General features: G+C 39.5%; 13 protein-coding genes. 3 read left to right on the forward strand and 10 right to left on the reverse strand.

The window, feature by feature from the left end:
• The 10 genes from mraY to leuO all read right to left on the reverse strand — a co-directional run bounded on the left by mraY (position 1) and on the right by leuO (position 12,650).
• Positions 1-1,083, reverse strand: a complete 1,083-nt coding sequence (mraY, locus tag F1325_RS13715) for a phospho-N-acetylmuramoyl-pentapeptide-transferase (protein ID WP_023581493.1) — start codon at positions 1,081-1,083, stop codon at positions 1-3.
• Entirely contained in the window at positions 1,077-2,459 is a 1,383-nt protein-coding gene (gene murF, locus F1325_RS13720) for a UDP-N-acetylmuramoyl-tripeptide--D-alanyl-D-alanine ligase (RefSeq protein ID WP_160230588.1), read from the reverse strand. Before murF ends, mraY begins: the two co-directional genes overlap by 7 nt.
• The gene (gene murE / locus F1325_RS13725) at positions 2,456-3,943 is read right to left on the reverse strand and encodes a UDP-N-acetylmuramoyl-L-alanyl-D-glutamate--2,6-diaminopimelate ligase (RefSeq protein ID WP_109371148.1); all 1,488 of its coding nucleotides are present in this window, start codon (positions 3,941-3,943) and stop codon (positions 2,456-2,458) included. The genes murF and murE overlap by 4 nt, the downstream gene beginning before the upstream one ends.
• Positions 3,930-5,726, reverse strand: a complete 1,797-nt coding sequence (gene ftsI / locus F1325_RS13730; protein ID WP_109371150.1) for a peptidoglycan glycosyltransferase FtsI — start codon at positions 5,724-5,726, stop codon at positions 3,930-3,932. The genes murE and ftsI overlap by 14 nt, the downstream gene beginning before the upstream one ends.
• A gap of 11 nt (positions 5,727-5,737) precedes the next feature.
• Entirely contained in the window at positions 5,738-6,055 is a 318-nt protein-coding gene (gene ftsL / locus F1325_RS13735) for a cell division protein FtsL (RefSeq protein ID WP_109371152.1), read from the reverse strand.
• Positions 6,056-7,003, reverse strand: coding sequence for a 16S rRNA (cytosine(1402)-N(4))-methyltransferase RsmH (rsmH, locus tag F1325_RS13740; protein WP_109371154.1), 948 nt, complete (start codon positions 7,001-7,003; stop codon positions 6,056-6,058).
• Between the two features lie 3 nt (positions 7,004-7,006).
• A complete protein-coding gene (gene mraZ / locus F1325_RS13745; RefSeq protein ID WP_075670769.1) occupies positions 7,007-7,465 on the reverse strand; it encodes a division/cell wall cluster transcriptional repressor MraZ in 459 nt (152 codons plus the stop codon).
• 684 nt (positions 7,466-8,149) lie between these two features.
• Entirely contained in the window at positions 8,150-9,157 is a 1,008-nt protein-coding gene (cra, locus tag F1325_RS13750; protein WP_109371156.1) for a catabolite repressor/activator, read from the reverse strand.
• A gap of 223 nt (positions 9,158-9,380) precedes the next feature.
• A complete protein-coding gene (locus F1325_RS13755; protein WP_109371158.1) occupies positions 9,381-11,186 on the reverse strand; it encodes an AMP-dependent synthetase/ligase in 1,806 nt (601 codons plus the stop codon).
• Between the two features lie 519 nt (positions 11,187-11,705).
• The gene (leuO, locus tag F1325_RS13760; protein WP_109371160.1) at positions 11,706-12,650 is read right to left on the reverse strand and encodes a transcriptional regulator LeuO; all 945 of its coding nucleotides are present in this window, start codon (positions 12,648-12,650) and stop codon (positions 11,706-11,708) included.
• 869 nt (positions 12,651-13,519) lie between these two features.
• Here leuO and leuA point away from each other — a divergent pair.
• The 3 genes from leuA to leuC are packed head-to-tail and all read left to right on the forward strand — an operon-like array spanning position 13,520 to position 17,584.
• On the forward strand, positions 13,520-15,079 hold the full coding sequence (gene leuA, locus F1325_RS13765) for a 2-isopropylmalate synthase (RefSeq protein WP_109371162.1): 1,560 nt from the start codon (positions 13,520-13,522) through the stop codon (positions 15,077-15,079).
• A gap of 2 nt (positions 15,080-15,081) precedes the next feature.
• Entirely contained in the window at positions 15,082-16,173 is a 1,092-nt protein-coding gene (gene leuB / locus F1325_RS13770; protein WP_109371164.1) for a 3-isopropylmalate dehydrogenase, read from the forward strand.
• 1 nt (position 16,174) lies between these two features.
• Positions 16,175-17,584, forward strand: coding sequence for a 3-isopropylmalate dehydratase large subunit (leuC, locus tag F1325_RS13775; RefSeq protein ID WP_109371166.1), 1,410 nt, complete (start codon positions 16,175-16,177; stop codon positions 17,582-17,584).
• Positions 17,585-17,587: the final 3 nt, after the last annotated feature.

The raw sequence follows: 17,587 nt of genomic DNA on the forward strand, positions 1-17,587 counted from the left end.
TTAACGCACCTTTAATGTCGCCAGACCAATAAGCACTAACATCAGTGAGATGATCCAGAAACGGACAATAACACGAGGTTCAGGCCAGCCTTTTAATTCATAATGGTGATGAATTGGAGCCATACGGAAAATACGTTGACCACGCAACTTAAATGAACCGACTTGTAAAATAACGGAGAGTGTTTCAACAACAAACACCCCCCCCATAATCACTAATAAAAACTCTTGGCGTAATAACACTGCGATAGTCCCTAATGCGCCACCTAATGCAAGCGAACCAACATCGCCCATAAAGACCTGTGCTGGGTAAGTGTTAAACCAAAGAAAACCTAAACCAGCGCCGACTATCGCGGTACAGACAATCACCAATTCGCCCGCATGCATTAAGTAAGGAATTTTCAAATAACTGGCGAAATTAACGTTACCTGTTGCCCATGCAACTAATGCAAAACCCGCAGCAACAAATACCGTTGGCATAATGGCTAAACCATCTAAACCATCCGTTAAATTCACTGCGTTACTCGTACCCACAATCACAAAGTAAGCCAGTAAAATGTAGAGCATACCTAATTGAGGCATAACATCTTTAAAGAATGGAACGACTAGCTGTGTTGCTGGCGTATCTTTACCAATTGCGTACATACTAAATGCCACAACAAGTGCGAGTACGGACTGCCAGAAATATTTCCAGCGAGCAATTAAGCCTTTTGTGTCTTTACGAACTACTTTGCGATAATCATCAACAAAACCAATCACGCCGTAACCAATTAAAACCAGTAATACACACCAAACATAGGGGTTATCTAATCTTGCCCATAGTAGTGTGGAGATGGAGATAGAGAACAGGATCATAATCCCGCCCATTGTTGGCGTACCGCGTTTGCTAAAGTGAGACTCAGGGCCTTCGCTACGAACCACTTGCCCGATTTGCATTTTTTGTAACCATGCAATCAGATGAGGTCCCATCCACAACGCAATAATTAATGCCGTCAATAAGCCAACAATCGCCCTGAATGTCAGATAAGAAAACACATTAAAAAATGTATGGTATTTAACCAAATATTCGGCTAGCCAAACTAACATTCAAAGCACTCCTTTAATGCGTTCACGATATCTTCCATCGCGGAGCTTCGTGAACCTTTTACTAAAACTGAAACAACATCATGCTGCTGTAATAATGGAATTAATTGAGCAAGTAAGTCGGCTTTAAATGCAAAATGCTGACCACCTTGATTTTCATCACTAATAAAATGGCTGTGGTGTCCAACAGTAAAGACACTATCAATACCGGCATTGTGAGCAAAACGCCCCACATCACGGTGACATTTTTCTGAATCTTTACCTAATTCAGCCATATCACCTGCAACAAAAATCTTATATCCCGGTAATTGAGATAAAACCTGTAAGCCTGCGATCATCGAACCATCGTTAGCATTGTAAGTGTCATCTAACACCATTTTTCCTGCTGTTAATTCAACAGGATACAATCTTCCCGGTACGGCTTTTAATGTCGATAAACCAAGACGAACATCTTCAAGCGTTGCCCCAGCAGATAGCGCAAGAGCACTTGCCGCTAAAGCATTCGCAATATTATGGCGACCCGGTAATGGAAGAGTGACGTCAACACAACCTTCGGGGGTATGTAACGTGAAGTTGGTTGTGAATTGCTTAACCGTGATATCTGATGGATAAAAATCGGCTTTACCTTGTGCTGATAAAGAGAATGACCATTGCGTTTGGCGCGCATTCAAATGGTGTTTCCACAAAGGTAAGTCATTACTATCCAGATTAATAATGGCTGTACCTTGCTCTTTTAAGTGGGTAAAGATTTCACCTTTTGCTTGTGCAATCCCTTCCAGTGATCCAAATCCCTCAATATGTGCAGAAAAGAGATTATTTACCAATGCACTATCTGGTTTTACCATATTTACGGTATACGCGATTTCACCGATATGGTTTGCGCCTAACTCAATAACAGCAAAACGGTGTTCTGACGTTAAACGAAAAAGCGTTAAAGGTACGCCAATATCGTTATTTAAATTGCCATGGGTATATAAGGTTTCGCCACAGTGACGCAAAATAGAAGCGGTCATCTCTTTAACGGAGGTTTTTCCAGAAGAGCCTGTCAACGCAACAATCTTGGCGTGGCTTAGCGAACGAATATGTGCTGCAATTTCGCCCATTGCTAGATGGGTATCTTTCACAATGATTTGCGGGCAATCAACATCAATCTCACGATTAACTAACACCGCAACAGCGCCCTTTTCTTTTACATCAGCAATAAAATCATGAGCATCAAAACGCTCACCCGCTAATGCAATAAACAGGCAATCTTCATCAATTTTACGACTATCTGTTGAAATCGATTTGATGATAAGTTGGTCCGCTTGGCTTTGAGCGATATGGCTCAATGTGCCTTTGCTAATTTGTTCAATATTTCCTAAAGACAGAGGGATCATGCTATCACCCCCAACAACCGAGCAACGGTTAATCTGTCTGAATAATCAAGACGGCGCGAGCCAACTAATTGATAATCTTCATGCCCTTTACCTGCGACTAAAATCATATCCTTTGCATCGGCTTGCATGATCACGTTAGTGACTGCTTCAGCTCGACCTTCAATGGCAATAGCACGACCGGGATCCATTAAACCAGAAAGAATATCTTGGATGATAGCGTGTGGCTCTTCGCTACGAGGGTTGTCATCGGTGATAACAACTTTATCAGCCAGCTCTTCTGCGACTGCTCCCATTAGTGGGCGCTTACCTTTGTCTCTATCTCCGCCACAACCAAATACACACCATAGTTTACCTGTGCAGTGTAAACGAGCAGCTTGAAGTGCTTTCTCTAAAGCATCTGGAGTATGAGCATAATCGACAATAACCGTAGGGCGATTATCCGCACTAAATACTTCCATGCGGCCACAAACAGGTGTGAGTGAAGATGACGCTTTAATAACCGCATCTAATGGATATTCAAGTGCTAATAATGTCGCTAAAGCGCATAAAAGATTACTAACATTAAATGCCCCCATTAATGGGCTTTCAATTTCACCATCACCCCAGCTAGAACTAAAGTGAATGGTTGCACCCGCATCATGATAATTAATCTGGGTTGTTTTAACAAAACGGCCTTGCCAATTTTGTGGCAATTTATTTTCCATTGTCACGGCAACAGCGTCAGGTAAACGAGATAACCATTTTTGACCAACGGCATCATCCGCATTGATGATTTTTTCACCACTGCAATGAGTGGAAAACAGTAACCATTTTGCTTCTTCGTAGTTAGCCATATCACCATGGTAATCAAGATGATCACGACTTAAATTCGTAAATACACTCGCCACAAAAGGCAATGCACTCACACGACCTTGAACTAAACCATGAGAAGAAACTTCCATAGCGGTCAATGTCGCGCCTTGATTTAATAATTGCTGTAACTCTAATTGAATATCAACCGCAGATCCTGTGGTGTTCATCGCAGGAACAACATGACCTAAAAGTCCGTTACCTACTGTTCCCATCACAGCACTTGTTTCACCTAAACCTTGTGCCCACTGTGCTAACAATTGTGTTGTTGTCGTTTTTCCATTAGTCCCAGTAACACCAATCAGTTTGAGTTTTTCCGCAGGTTGATGATAAAAATGTCCCGCTAACTTTGACAATTCCGCATTAAGATTATCAATGTAAATAACTGGAATACCGTGACTTTCACGGATTTCACCATGCGTTGCAACATCTTGTGCTTCCGCTAATACCGCCGAAACACCTTGAGCAATTGCTTGAGGAATATAGCGTCTACCATCAGTTTCATGACCTTTGATGGCGATAAAAAGATCACCGCTCGCCGCTTTTCGGCTATCGAGTGTCATGTCTTTGAGCATCAATGACGGTGCTTGTATCCCGAGTGCCCCTAATAGGTCACTTAAGTTAGGATCGGCCACTTGTATCCTCTTCTTTTTTAATCACAAATTCATTTTTATCGTCTGGCGTCAATGCGTCAGGTTCTACGTTCATTGTGCGTAAAACCGCGCCCATGATCGCGCCAAACACCGGTGCAGAAACTGCCCCACCATAGTACTTCCCTGCTTTGGGTTCATTGATTACAACAACCAATGCAAAACGAGGGCGACTTGCTGGAGCAACACCCGCCGCATAAGAGATATATTGATTGATATATTTTCCGTCTGGCCCTACTTTCTTCGCTGTCCCTGTTTTAATCGCAACACGATAACCTTTAATTGCAGCACTCACACCGCCACCACCGGGCAATGCAACGCTTTCCATCATATGAACGACGGTTCTCATCACAGGCTCGGGGAATACGCGAGTTCCCGGTACTGGAGGGTCAACTTTTGTAATAGAAAGAGGACGGTAAATACCAAAACTACCAATCGTTGCGTAGACACGCGCTAACTGTAACGGCGTTACCATTAGCCCATATCCGAAAGAGAAGGTGGCCCTTTCAAGATCGGACCACCGTTGTTTTTTTATTGGAAATATGCCACTACTTTCGCCAACTAGCCCCAAGTTAGTTGGCTTCCCGAATCCAAATCGTGAATAAACATCCACAAGTTCAGATGCAGGCATCGCTAACGCCAGTCTTGAAACACCAACGTTACTCGATTTCTGTAATATTCCTGTTATCGAAAGCTCATGATATAACGCCACATCTTTTATCTGATGCCCGCTAATACGATAAGGAACGGTATTAATAACACTATTTTCTTTAATAATATGATTGTGGAGCGCACTCATCACAACCATCGGTTTTACGGTAGAACCTGGTTCAAAAATATCGGTGATAGCACGATTACGCATCGCATCTTTAGGCGTTCCCGTTAAATTATTTGGGTTGTACGATGGGCTGTTAGCCATCGCCAGCACTTCACCGGTATTTACATCAACTAAAACAGCGGTTCCTGACTCTGCTTTATTCTTAATAACCGCATTGGTTAATTCGCGATAAACCACAGATTGCAGACGTTCATCGATACTTAACATCAGGTTATGAGCAGCTTGGCTGTCTGTTTGAGCGATATTCTCGATAACACGGTTAAAACCATCTTTACGAACAACACGCTCACCAGGAGCACCTGTCAGCCACTGGTTAAAGCTTTTTTCAACACCTTCAATACCATCACCATCAATATTTGTTACACCGATGATGTGAGCAGTTACTTCGCCTGATGGATAATAGCGTTTTGATTCTTGGCGCATATTAATCCCAGTGATTTTTAGTTTACTAATATAATCACTAATTTCAGGGTTCACTTGGCGAGCCAAATAGATAAAACGAGCGGAAGGCGTTGCGACAATTTTTTGCTCGATGTGATTCACTGGCATTTTCAGTGCATCAGCAAGTGCTAACCAACGAGAATCCGTCATATCGGGATTAGCATCTAATACAACTTTAGGATCTGCCCAAATGGCAAAAACAGGCACACTAACGGCAAGAGGCCTACCCATTCTATCGCTGATCATGCCTCTTGCTGTCGGTACTTTTTGTACACGTAGAGAACGCATATCCCCTTCACGAATAAGGGGATCGGGGTTAATAATCTGTAAATAGGCAACACGGATTAATAGCGCGGCTAAAGCGATACCAATACCACCGCAAAGCAACGCAAAACGCCAACTCACAAATCCTGTTTTTTCTTCAGGCTTGCGTAGTTTGGCATTTGACTTTGTCTTTGCTTTCGCTTTTGCCGAACGTGAAAATTTCATACTTGCCTTAATTATTTAGTAACCACAATGTTCTCTTTTGTTGGGTCAACATGGATCATTCCCAAACTATCACTTGAAAAACGCTCTACTCGGCTATGGTCAGCCAGTGCGTTTTCTTCAAGAATGAGATTGCGCCATTCGATCTCCAATACGTTTTTCTCCAGCACTAAACGCTCTTTCTCTGCTGTTAATAAACGTGTCTTATGTGCGGTTGTCACGACATACACCGCAGAAATAATCACAGCAATCAGTAAACATACAGGTAATTTGCCATGACGCAGTAAATCCTGCCCTATAACTCTCGGTAATGAGTGTCGTTCAGTAGACATTTATTCCTCAATACGTTGTGCTACACGCAATACAGAGCTTCGTGCCCGTGGATTTTCTTCAACTTCTACGCCTGTCGGTTTCATCTTGTGAATACTCGATAAGCGAGCACTTCCTAACTCTTTTATTTGCGCTTCTGTTAGAGGAATACCCGCAGGGACAACTGGCCCTTTACTTTCATCTCGAATAAAACGCTTCACCAATCGGTCTTCTAATGAATGGAAACTAATGACCGACAAACGTCCTTCTGGTGCTAAAACAGAAACAGCACCTTTTAATGCTTTTTCAATTTCATCTAATTCGCTGTTGATATAGATACGAATTGCCTGAAAGCTACGTGTTGCTGGGTGCTTATGTCGTTCTTTTACTGGGCTTGCGTCGCTAATTAAATCAGCCAATTGTTTGGTTCGAGTCAAAGGCTCTTCTGTTTTGTTACGTGCAACAATGGCGCGAGCAATACGCTTAGCAAATCGTTCTTCACCAAAAGTTTTCAATACCCATGTGATGTCTTCTTCTGCTGCTGTCATCAGCCATTGTGCGGCTGATTGCCCTGATGTTGGGTCCATACGCATATCAAGAGGTCCATCACGCATAAAAGAAAAACCACGTTCTGGATCATCAAGTTGAGGTGAAGAAACACCTAAATCCAGTAATACACCATCAATTTTCCCTGCTAAACCTAACTCAGTGACATACTGCTCAATATTTGAAAACGGTCCATGAACAATAGAAAAACGAGCATCATCAATTTCATTAGCAACAGCAATCGCTTGTGGATCTCTGTCTATCGCAATCAAGCGACCTTGTTCGCCCAATTGCGATAAAATTAGACGAGAGTGCCCTCCGCGACCAAATGTTCCGTCGATATAGATACCTGAAGATTTAATATTCAGGCCATTCACTGCTTCATCCAGTAATACACTGGTATGACTAAAATTATTCGTTGTCATTATTTAAAGTGATAAATCCAATAGTCGTGTCGATAACGGTTCCTGTGAGGTTTGCTCGGCTACAATGTCTTTTTCGATCTGTTTGTACCAGACCTGTTCATCCCACAATTCAAATTTATTGAATTGACCGACTAACATGACCTCTTTTGTTAGCCCCGCATGCTGTCTTAGCGTGCTAGCTAACAAAAGACGTCCTGCGCTATCCATTTGGCATTCGCTGGCGTGACCTAATAACAAACGTTGAACTCGACGTTCCGCAGGATTCATAGAGGACAAAGCTGCTAATTTTAACTCAATCTTTTCCCATTCTGGAAGGGTATAAAGCAATAAACATGGCTGATTGAGATCAATGGTACAAACCATTTGACCTTCAGAAATCTCACTCAGCGTTGTTCGATAACGGGAAGGAACTGTTATTCGCCCTTTGCTGTCAAGATTAACGAGTGTTGCTCCACGAAACATCCTCATTACCCCCAGCTTTGTAATTTACACCACATTATCCCACAAATCCCCACAAATAGAGTTTACGGATGGTATGAAAACGTTGTCAAGCCAGATATAGGAAGCTTTATTTATATTTACAGTAATTTGGTAGATACTCTGGAATGTTTAAATTATCGACAAAAAGAAAAAAGGAAATATTAACACTATGATTAATAGAGGTTATTTTTCAAATTCTATTTTTAATCACGAAAAGTAATTATTTATAGCGATTACAAGGAAGAAAACCAGATAAAGAAATCATAATAAGTAAATCATGATTTTTATTATAAAAAACTAATTTATTGCAGTTCATTTACCTTTAGCCAACATAATAATTTGAGGTTGCTTTTATATAAACAAAAACATCAAGACGAAAAAAAACAATTCAATATCATGAAGATAGTTATTTCTTTTTTTCTTAAGTTTCCCAAAATAAAATTAATTACACATTAAATTTAAGCAATATCACTTATGGGTATGTCAAAATTCAATCGACTAACTTAGTAAAATGAGAGAAATAGTAAAAAAACTCTTAAGATTAATCTCAAATTTAATATTCTCTAAGCAATTCGACATTCTTAAATCAAATAAAACATCCCCGTTTTAATTTAATAAAACAGGGATGAGTATAAATGCAGATAATTACCAACAGAGCGACATCAATTAACGCGCACGTCCCAAACTGCCTCGACGACATAAATCACGACGAATACGTGTAATTCCTGCTTGCGGTTTTTGTTCTTCTTCAAGACTCGCAAGAACAAGTTCTAACACACGTTCTGCAATATCACGATGTCGTTGAGCGACAGATAAAACAGGACATTCAAGGAAATCCAATAACTCATGATCACCAAAAGTCGCAATAACCAATTGTGTTGGTAAACGACCACTGCGTTGTAATGTCACATCCATAACCCCTTGTAATAAAGCGAAAGAGGTAGTGAATAACGCATCAGGCATTGGATTGTTATTTAACCATTCAGAAAAAGCAGCCGCAGCAGCTTCTCGTTCATAGCTATTTGCATATAGGTAGGTGATTTCTCTAGGATCATCTTTCCATACATTACGGAAACCTTGTTCACGTAAAAAACTCACAGAGAGTTCAGGAAGTGCGCCTAAATAGAGTACAGATTGCGAAGGGAATGCTTTTAATTCTGTTGCCAGCATTTTGGCGTCTTCTAAGTCATCGCCAACAACACTGATAAAATGTTCACTTTCTAATGCTCGGTCTAACGCAATAATCGGTAATGAGCGATTTGCCCAACGCTGATAGAAAGGATGCTCTGGCGGCAATGCTGTTGAAACAATAATGGCATCAACTTGACGTTGCAGTAAGTGCTCAACACAACGAATTTCGTTGTCTGGTTGGTCTTCTGAACAGGCAATCAGTAATTGATAACCGCGTTGACGCGCTTGTCGTTCAAGGTAATTTGCGATCCTGGTATAACTGGTATTTTCCAAATCAGGAATAACCAAACCAATAGAACGCGTACGACCAGCACGTAATCCCGCGGCAACAGCGTTCGGGTGGTAATTATGCTCTCTGACCACCGCCATCACTTTTTCAACAGTCTTGTCACTTACACGGTACTGTTTCGCTTTACCATTAATGACATAACTTGCTGTTGTTCGTGAAACACCAGCCAAGCGGGCGATTTCATCCAGTTTCACATTAGCCTCTTTTAATTATTAAATGTGTTATTTATTACATATTGCTATGAATTTCAGTCATCATGCTGATCTGAGTTTGTATTTTAACACAATTTACTGATAAAACCGTATGCGTCAACGTTTCCGTTTATGTCTTTTATCAATTATTTCAATCATCGTTATCTATCAATAAGTAATTTCAAAAGAAAAAAGCACCATTTAGGTGCTTTTTCATCAATAAAAATTAATCTTGATACATTAATTCGATTTCATTTCGATAGCGTTCAAAAATAATTTTACGGCGAAGTTTCAATGTCGGTGTCAATTCGCCCGATTCCATAGAAAAGCCATCAGCAAGAAGAGTAAAGCGCTTAACTTGATGAAAACTTGCAAAGTTTTTTTGCATTTCACGTAAACGTTCATCAAATAGCTCTTTAATTTTAGTATGGCGTAATAATTCCATACGATCTTGATATTTTAGATTTAATGCACGCGCATGTTCTTCTAATGCATCAAAGCAAGGTACGATAAGTGCAGAAACAAATTTACGTGTATCTGCGATCACCGCAATGTGCTCAATAAAGCGATCTTGCCCTAATGTTCCTTCGATCATTTGTGGTGCAATGTATTTACCATTTGACGTTTTCATTAAATCTTTTAAACGTTCAGTGATAAATAACATGCCATCACTATCAAGTGCACCTGCATCACCAGTACGTAACCATCCATCATCTGTAAAGGCATCCGCCGTATCTTCAGGCTTATTGAAATACCCTTTCATGACAATGCTACCACGTACTTGGATTTCGTTTTCTGCGCCAATACGCACTTCGACGCCCGGCAATGGGGTGCCAATAGAACCTAATTTATATTTGTTCTCTTCCCAGCATGAAACTGTGGCGCAGGTTTCTGTCATACCATAGCCATATTTAATATTGATACCCGTAGCCAAGAAGAAGCGGATCACAGCATCATCTAAACGCGCTCCTGCCGCGGGTAAAAAGCGAACTCGCCCACCTAAAATTTGGCGCACTGGATTTAACACTTTTTTATCTGCAAAACGATAGCATAAGCGGGAAATAAAGCCCTGTTGACGTTGATTTAGTTGTGCTTCACGCTGTTTTTCACCCTGCTTTATCGCCCATTTAAAAATAAATTGACGAAACACTGAAGCTTGAGACACTTTATCTTGAATAGCGCTATACACTTTCTCATAAAAGCGAGGAACGGCGCACATCACGGTAGGTTTAACCGCACTCATGGCCTCTCTGACAGCATGAGTGTCAGTCAAATACACGTTAACCGCACCTGTATGCATCACATAGAAGCTCCATGCGCGTTCAAAAACGTGAGAAAGAGGTAAAAAACAGAGAGAAACATCTTTATCAGATAACGAGAGACGCTCATCATGTAGATAAAGTTGTGATGCTAGACTTGTATAGTCGAGCATAACGCCTTTAGGTTCACCTGTGGTTCCTGATGTATAAATCAGAGTAAACAGATCATCTAAATTGCATTCATTAATACGCTGTTTTAACACGTCATCATGCTGAAATGTTGACTGGTTAATTAAATTTTCCAGATAGCATGAAGGTATATTTTCGTTTAACACAACATCAGAGTTAAACACAATAACATGTTCAAGTTGAGGACATAACGCTAATAATTCAGAAACAATATCGTATTGCTTTTGGTCGCCAACAAAAAGAATGCGAATATTCGCATCATTTAAAATGTAAGCGGCTTGTTCAACACTACTTGTTGCATAAAGAGGAACAGTTACTGCACGTAGCTGCAAAGAAGCAATATCAGCTAAAGACCAATCAATGGTATTTTGAGAAAAGATCCCAATATTTTCTTGAATATCCACACCCATTTCTAACAATGCATTTGAGAGCGCACGTGTTTTCTTTTCAACCAACTCCCAAGACATTTCGATATTGCGCTTAGCATCCCACTGACGATAAGCAATTTTATTCCCGCTGTGCAAAAATTGCATCTGCAATCTTCTAATTATATGATAATCATGAAGATTATTATTAGTTATCATAATTTTCCTGCTATTTATGGAAAAGCGACCGTGTTATGAAACCGAAATGGAGAAAATGTCTCCCTTACAATTTCAGCTTACACATGTTCGCTGACTCGAATAAAAGTCTAAGTGATCCACCAAAATAAAGGAATTCAATTTTACATAAATTTGTAAAATTGTGAGTTATGAAAAGTTTTGTCAAAAAAAGCTATCTCATCACCATGAGAAAACTAAATATGATGATCTTATTTTTTATGAAAAGCTGAAAAGAAAAGCTGATAAATAACAATAGGTAATTGTTATAACTTAATCAATGACAATATAGAGAGGAGAATATTAGTGAAAAAAAATAGGTTTAACACAGTATAATACGAATAAGAGTCATTATTACAAAGAAAGGGCAAAAATAGTGACAGCAATCCAATTTAGTTTACCTAACTGCATAAACGCCATTTTGGTCATTAGCCGAATAGCTAACGTTATCTGCCACTATTTCTGCATAATTAGTAAAAAATACTAATTATGAGCAAAAACACTCTATTTTTGACAAACTTCACTTAATAAATTTTTCATCCATAAGTGGCCTTTATCACGCGCTGTTGACTCATGCCAAATCAAGTAACAAGGACGCTCTGTTTTTTCCCAAGGTAACGACACAGCTTTAATATCTAATTGCTCAGAATAACTTTCAACTAACCATCTTGGTGCAATAGCGACTAAATAAGTTCTAGATACAATATTTAATACACTATTTAAATCGGTTCCTTGATAAGTGATTAAATCTTCCAAATGAGTATCTTTATAATAAGGCGCACTAAATGAACCAATATCATCTAAAGAAACAATGGAATGTTGCTCATTTAATAACATCTCTTGGGTCACACTCTCTTTAATACGAGGATGTTTATTAGAAACGACTAAAACAACTTCGTCATTAAATAGTGGTTGTGAATGAAATTCAGTTTTTTCAAATTCCTTATAGCTAATAAAGAACTCAACTTCTTGATATTTTAATTGGTGTTCTATATTGCTATTTAAATAAGACTTAATATTAACGTTAATATTAGGTGTTTCATTTTTAATTTGTTCAACTATTTTGGGTGCTAGTTTTATATCTAGAGGACTACAAATAGATAAATTAAATATACGCTCACTTTGTTCTGGTTCAAATCCTGCTCCAGGAAGCTCGTTATGAACCAATTGTAAGGCTTGTCTTACTGGGCCAAAAAGTTGTTTAGCTCTTAATGTAGGTTGAATACCGCGTCCATAGCGAACAAATAATTCGTCATTAAACATAACTTTAAGGCGAGATACAGCATTACTCACTGCGGGTTGTGACATGCCCAGTACTTGTGCAGCACGGGTAACATTTTGCATTTGCATAACAGCATCAAATACCGTTAATAAATTAAGATCAACATTACGTAAATGCATATCTGCTGATTCTCTGCTGGTAACTGTTGCTGATGTGTAATCCGTCATTTCTTACTCCACTATGTTATCATAATAGTCAAATAAATATTATTAACAAATATATTATTAATAATAAATAAGCTTTAACTATTACTTAAACTATTTATTAAAATTTATTATTCATCATCCATGCATATAACTAAACATATAATTTTCATATCAATAAAAAAACATATTTCATATAAGAAATTAATTTTGAAATTAAAATTACATGTATAGAAAATGATTATATAAATATATATTACAACCTGTTTTACCTTCTGCCTTGCAAATAATAAAACAAAGTATGATAAAAATCATAATAAAATAATGTACTTTCATTCCTAAAATAGGTATCCGACATCTATTATCTTTTATAATACAATGATTTTTATTCTTACATTCAAAACGTTGCTCACATTTGTCAATTATTCCTCCCCTAACACCCTCTTTTTTCCCTACCCACTGGCTGATTAAAAAAAAAGCAAACAATTGTTTAATTTTTCATTTCACTCTTTTTCAAACAACGTATGGAACATTAACCCAATCAATGAATGCTTGATAGTTATAATCATTAGTAAAAATTTAGATATTAGCCAGAATCACTATAAAAAATTTATAAATAATACTGACAAATGAATTAATAAATTCCAACACTTGACATCTTTATTGGTATTAGGTATCAATAAATACAGATTATTGAGAACTTATCTAAGGATGTTTCATGTCAAACGCAATTTTACTATCAAGCCTACTACTACTCGCAACTTTTATGCGCGGTCGGCTTATGGGTAAAAAGTGAAACACACCAGCCCTTAGAGAGAAAACCCGCGCTAGTCGCGGGTTTTTTTATACCTGGGAGAGCGCAAACAGCAAATAAAAAGAGAAAGGAACAGATTATGAGCCATGACGTGATTATTTTTGATACCACATTGAGAGATGGTGAACAAGCATTGCAGGCGAGCTTAAGCGTAAAAGAGAAGTTACAAATTGCTTACGCTTTAGAGCGTTTAGGTGTGGATATCATTGAAGCGGGCTTTCCTGTTTCTTCTCCCGGTGATTTTGAATCCGTACAAACCATTGCACGCGAAATCAAAAATAGCCGTATTTGTGCATTAGCACGCTGCGTTGATAACGATATTGATGTTGCAGCGGAGTCTTTAAAAGTCGCAGAAGCTTTTCGTATCCACGTGTTCTTAGCAACCTCGGCATTGCATGCTGAACATAAATTGAAGAAATCATTCGAAGATATTATTGAAATGGGTGTGAACTCAATAAAACGTGCTCGTCGCTATACCGATGATGTGGAATTTTCTTGCGAAGATGCGGGACGTACTCATATCGATAATTTATGTCGAATTGTTGAAAGCGCAATTAATGCTGGTGCAACCACCATTAATATTCCAGACACCGTGGGCTATACAACGCCTTATCAGTTTGGTGGCATTATCACCAACTTGTTTGAGCGTGTTCCCAATATTGATAAAGCTATTATTTCTGTTCACTGTCATGACGATTTGGGCATGGCGGTCGCTAACTCAATTACCGCAGTACAAGCGGGTGCAAGACAAGTCGAAGGGACAATTAATGGCTTAGGCGAACGTGCAGGTAACTGTGCATTAGAAGAAGTCATTATGGCGATAAAAGTCCGTGAGCAAATGATGAATGTTCAGACACGGATTAATCACAAAGAAATTTATCGCACCAGCCAATTAGTCAGCCAATTATGTAATACGCCAATTCATGCTAATAAATCTGTTGTTGGCTCCAATGCATTCGCGCATTCATCGGGTATTCACCAAGATGGCGTTTTGAAGAACCGCGAAACCTACGAAATCATGACTCCAGAATCAATCGGATTAAAAGAAGTGCAGCTGAATTTAACTTCTCGCTCAGGTCGTGCGGCAGTTAAACATCGTATGGAAGAGATGGGTTATCGTGAAACAGATTATAACTTGGATACTTTATATTCTGCCTTCTTACGTTTGGCTGATAAAAAAGGCCAAGTCTTTGATTACGATTTGGAAGCTTTAGCATTTATGGGACAACAGCAACAAGAGCCTGATGAGTTTGTAATGAATTATTTTAATACTCAATCTGGTTCATCAACCGTTGCTACCGCGAGTGTCAGCATTACTCATGGTGATAAAGAAATTACTGAAGCAGCAACGGGTAATGGTCCCGTCGATGCGGTTTATCAAGCCATCTCTCGCGCAACAGGTTATCCGTTGAAATTAGTCACTTACCAATTAACAGCTAAAGGTGAAGGCAGAGACGCCTTAGGGCAAGTTGATATCGTCGTTGAATATCAAGGACGTAAATTTCATGGAATGGGTTTAGAAACTGACATCGTAGGTTCATCAGCAAATGCCATGATCCACGTTATTAATAGCATTTGGCGCTCAGAGCAAGTCGAAATAGAAAAACGCAAACAACACACAACACAAGAAGCGGTTTAATTATGTCAAAAAATTATCATATTGCAGTATTACCCGGAGATGGTATTGGCCCTGAAGTCATGGCTCAAGCACAAAAAGTGATGAAGGCTGTTAGTGAGCGCTTCTCACTCAATATCACAACAAAAGAATACGATATCGGTGGCATTGCCATTGATAATCATGGTACTCCGTTACCCGCAGATACTTTAGCAGGTTGTGAACAAGCTGATGCGATTTTATTTGGTTCAGTTGGTGGTCCTAAATGGGAACATTTACCCGCAAATGAACAGCCAGAACGTGGTGCTTTATTACCATTACGTAAACATTTTAAATTGTTCTGCAATTTACGCCCAGCTCGCTTATATGAAGGTTTAGAAGCCTACTGCCCATTACGAGCCGATATTGCACAACGTGGTTTTGATATTTTATGTGTACGTGAATTAACAGGCGGTATCTATTTCGGTCAACCTAAAGGTCGTGAAGGTGAAGGTGCACAAGAGCGTGCTTTTGATACTGAAATTTATCATCGTTATGAAATTGAACGTATTGCACGCTTTGCGTTTGAATCAGCACGTAAACGCCGTCATAAAGTAACCTCAATTGATAAAGCTAACGTATTACAAAGCTCTATTTTATGGCGTGAAGTGGTAACAGGGATCGCAAAAGAATACCCAGATGTTGAAATTCAGCATATGTATATCGATAACGCAACAATGCAGTTAATTAAAGATCCTTCTCAATTTGATGTATTGCTGTGCTCCAATATTTTTGGCGATATTTTATCTGATGAATGCGCAATGATCACTGGCTCTATGGGAATGTTGCCATCTGCCAGTGTTAACGAAGAACGCTTTGGCTTATATGAGCCCGCTGGAGGTTCAGCTCCTGATATAGCAGGTAAAAACATTGCTAACCCTATTGCACAAATTCTGTCTGCCGCACTGTTATTACGTTATAGCTTTAATGAAGATAATGCAGCTCAAGCCATTGAAGATGCTATCACACAAGTATTAGCAAAAGGCTATCGCACCGCAGATTTAGCGGGTGATGGTAACGCAATCACAACCGCCGAAATGGGTGATCGTATCGCTCAATATATTCGTGAAGGGGCATAACATGGGTAAAACATTATATCAAAAAATTTATGATGCACATGTTGTCAGAGAAGTGAGTGATGAAACACCCATTCTGTATATCGACCGACATTTAGTGCATGAAGTGACATCGCCTCAAGCCTTTGATGGATTAAGGACAAAAGGTCGCCCTGTTCGTCAACCGAATAAAACCTTTGCAACGATGGATCACAACGTATCAACACAAACTAAAGATATTAATGCTTGTGGTGATATGGCAAGAATTCAAATGCAAGAGTTGATGAAAAACTGCCAAGAATTTGGTGTCACGTTGTATGACTTAAATCATCCTTATCAAGGAATTGTTCACGTAATGGGACCAGAACAAGGCATAACCTTACCGGGAATGACTATTGTTTGCGGTGATTCACATACAGCAACTCATGGCGCTTTTGGTTCATTAGCTTTTGGGATTGGTACTTCAGAAGTTGAACATGTTTTAGCAACTCAGACCTTAAAACAGTCTCGTGCTAAAACATTAAAAATCGAAGTTCAGGGTAAAACAGCCATTGGGATCACGGCAAAAGATATCGTATTAGCCATTATCGGCAAATTAGGCAGTGCGGGGGGTACAGGCTATATCGTTGAATTTGCAGGTGAAGCCATTGAAGCATTAAGCATGGAAGGTCGAATGACCTTATGTAACATGGCAATTGAGATGGGAGCTAAAGCAGGCTTAGTCGCACCTGATGACACCACTTTTGACTACTTAAAAGGGCGTCAATTTGCGCCTAAAGATCAGTCATGGGATGAAGCCGTCACTTATTGGAGAACCTTAAAATCTGATGATGATGCAATCTTTGATGCCACAGTGACTATCAATGCTGCCGATATCGCGCCACAAGTCACATGGGGCACCAACCCTGGCCAAGTCATTGCGATTGACCAAATTGTTCCATTATTAAACAGTTTTAACGATCCTGTTGAACGTGCATCTGCTGAAAAAGCCTTGGCTTATATGGGATTAAGTGAAGGCGTTAACTTAACAGATGTCGCTATCGACAAAGTCTTTATTGGCTCTTGTACAAATTCTCGTATTGAAGATTTACGTGCTGCCGCTGAAATAGCCAAAGGTCATAAAGTCGCCTCTCATGTTCAAGCGATTGTTGTTCCGGGTTCAGGGCCTGTTAAAACTCAAGCGGAAGCGGAAGGCTTAGATAAAATCTTTATTGAAGCAGGCTTTGAATGGCGCTTACCGGGTTGTTCAATGTGTTTGGCCATGAATAACGACCGATTAAATCCAGGCGAACGCTGTGCATCTACCAGCAACCGTAACTTTGAAGGCCGCCAAGGTCGTGGAGGTCGAACACACTTAGTTAGTCCTGCAATGGCGGCGGCGGCAGCTATTAATGGTCATTTTGCAGATATTCGTACATTTGCAGTGGCATCTTAAAGG

Origin of the sequence: Proteus columbae, assembly GCF_009914335.1 — a bacterium.
Taxonomy (GTDB): Bacteria; Pseudomonadota; Gammaproteobacteria; order Enterobacterales; family Enterobacteriaceae; genus Proteus.

What these genes read in the sequence shown, in the direction of transcription:
- rsmH (WP_109371154.1), bottom strand. Translation starts at nt 7,003, where the DNA reads ATGACAACGAATAATTTTAGTCATACCAGTGTATTACTGGATGAAGCA.
- leuA (WP_109371162.1), top strand. Translation starts at nt 13,520, where the DNA reads ATGAGCCATGACGTGATTATTTTTGATACCACATTGAGAGATGGTGAA.
- ftsL (WP_109371152.1), bottom strand. Translation starts at nt 6,055, where the DNA reads ATGTCTACTGAACGACACTCATTACCGAGAGTTATAGGGCAGGATTTA.
- ftsI (WP_109371150.1), bottom strand. Translation starts at nt 5,726, where the DNA reads ATGAAATTTTCACGTTCGGCAAAAGCGAAAGCAAAGACAAAGTCAAAT.
- murF (WP_160230588.1), bottom strand. Translation starts at nt 2,459, where the DNA reads ATGATCCCTCTGTCTTTAGGAAATATTGAACAAATTAGCAAAGGCACA.
- leuB (WP_109371164.1), top strand. Translation starts at nt 15,082, where the DNA reads ATGTCAAAAAATTATCATATTGCAGTATTACCCGGAGATGGTATTGGC.
- leuC (WP_109371166.1), top strand. Translation starts at nt 16,175, where the DNA reads ATGGGTAAAACATTATATCAAAAAATTTATGATGCACATGTTGTCAGA.
- leuO (WP_109371160.1), bottom strand. Translation starts at nt 12,650, where the DNA reads ATGACGGATTACACATCAGCAACAGTTACCAGCAGAGAATCAGCAGAT.
- mraZ (WP_075670769.1), bottom strand. Translation starts at nt 7,465, where the DNA reads ATGTTTCGTGGAGCAACACTCGTTAATCTTGACAGCAAAGGGCGAATA.
- mraY (WP_023581493.1), bottom strand. Translation starts at nt 1,083, where the DNA reads ATGTTAGTTTGGCTAGCCGAATATTTGGTTAAATACCATACATTTTTT.
- F1325_RS13755 (WP_109371158.1), bottom strand. Translation starts at nt 11,186, where the DNA reads ATGATAACTAATAATAATCTTCATGATTATCATATAATTAGAAGATTG.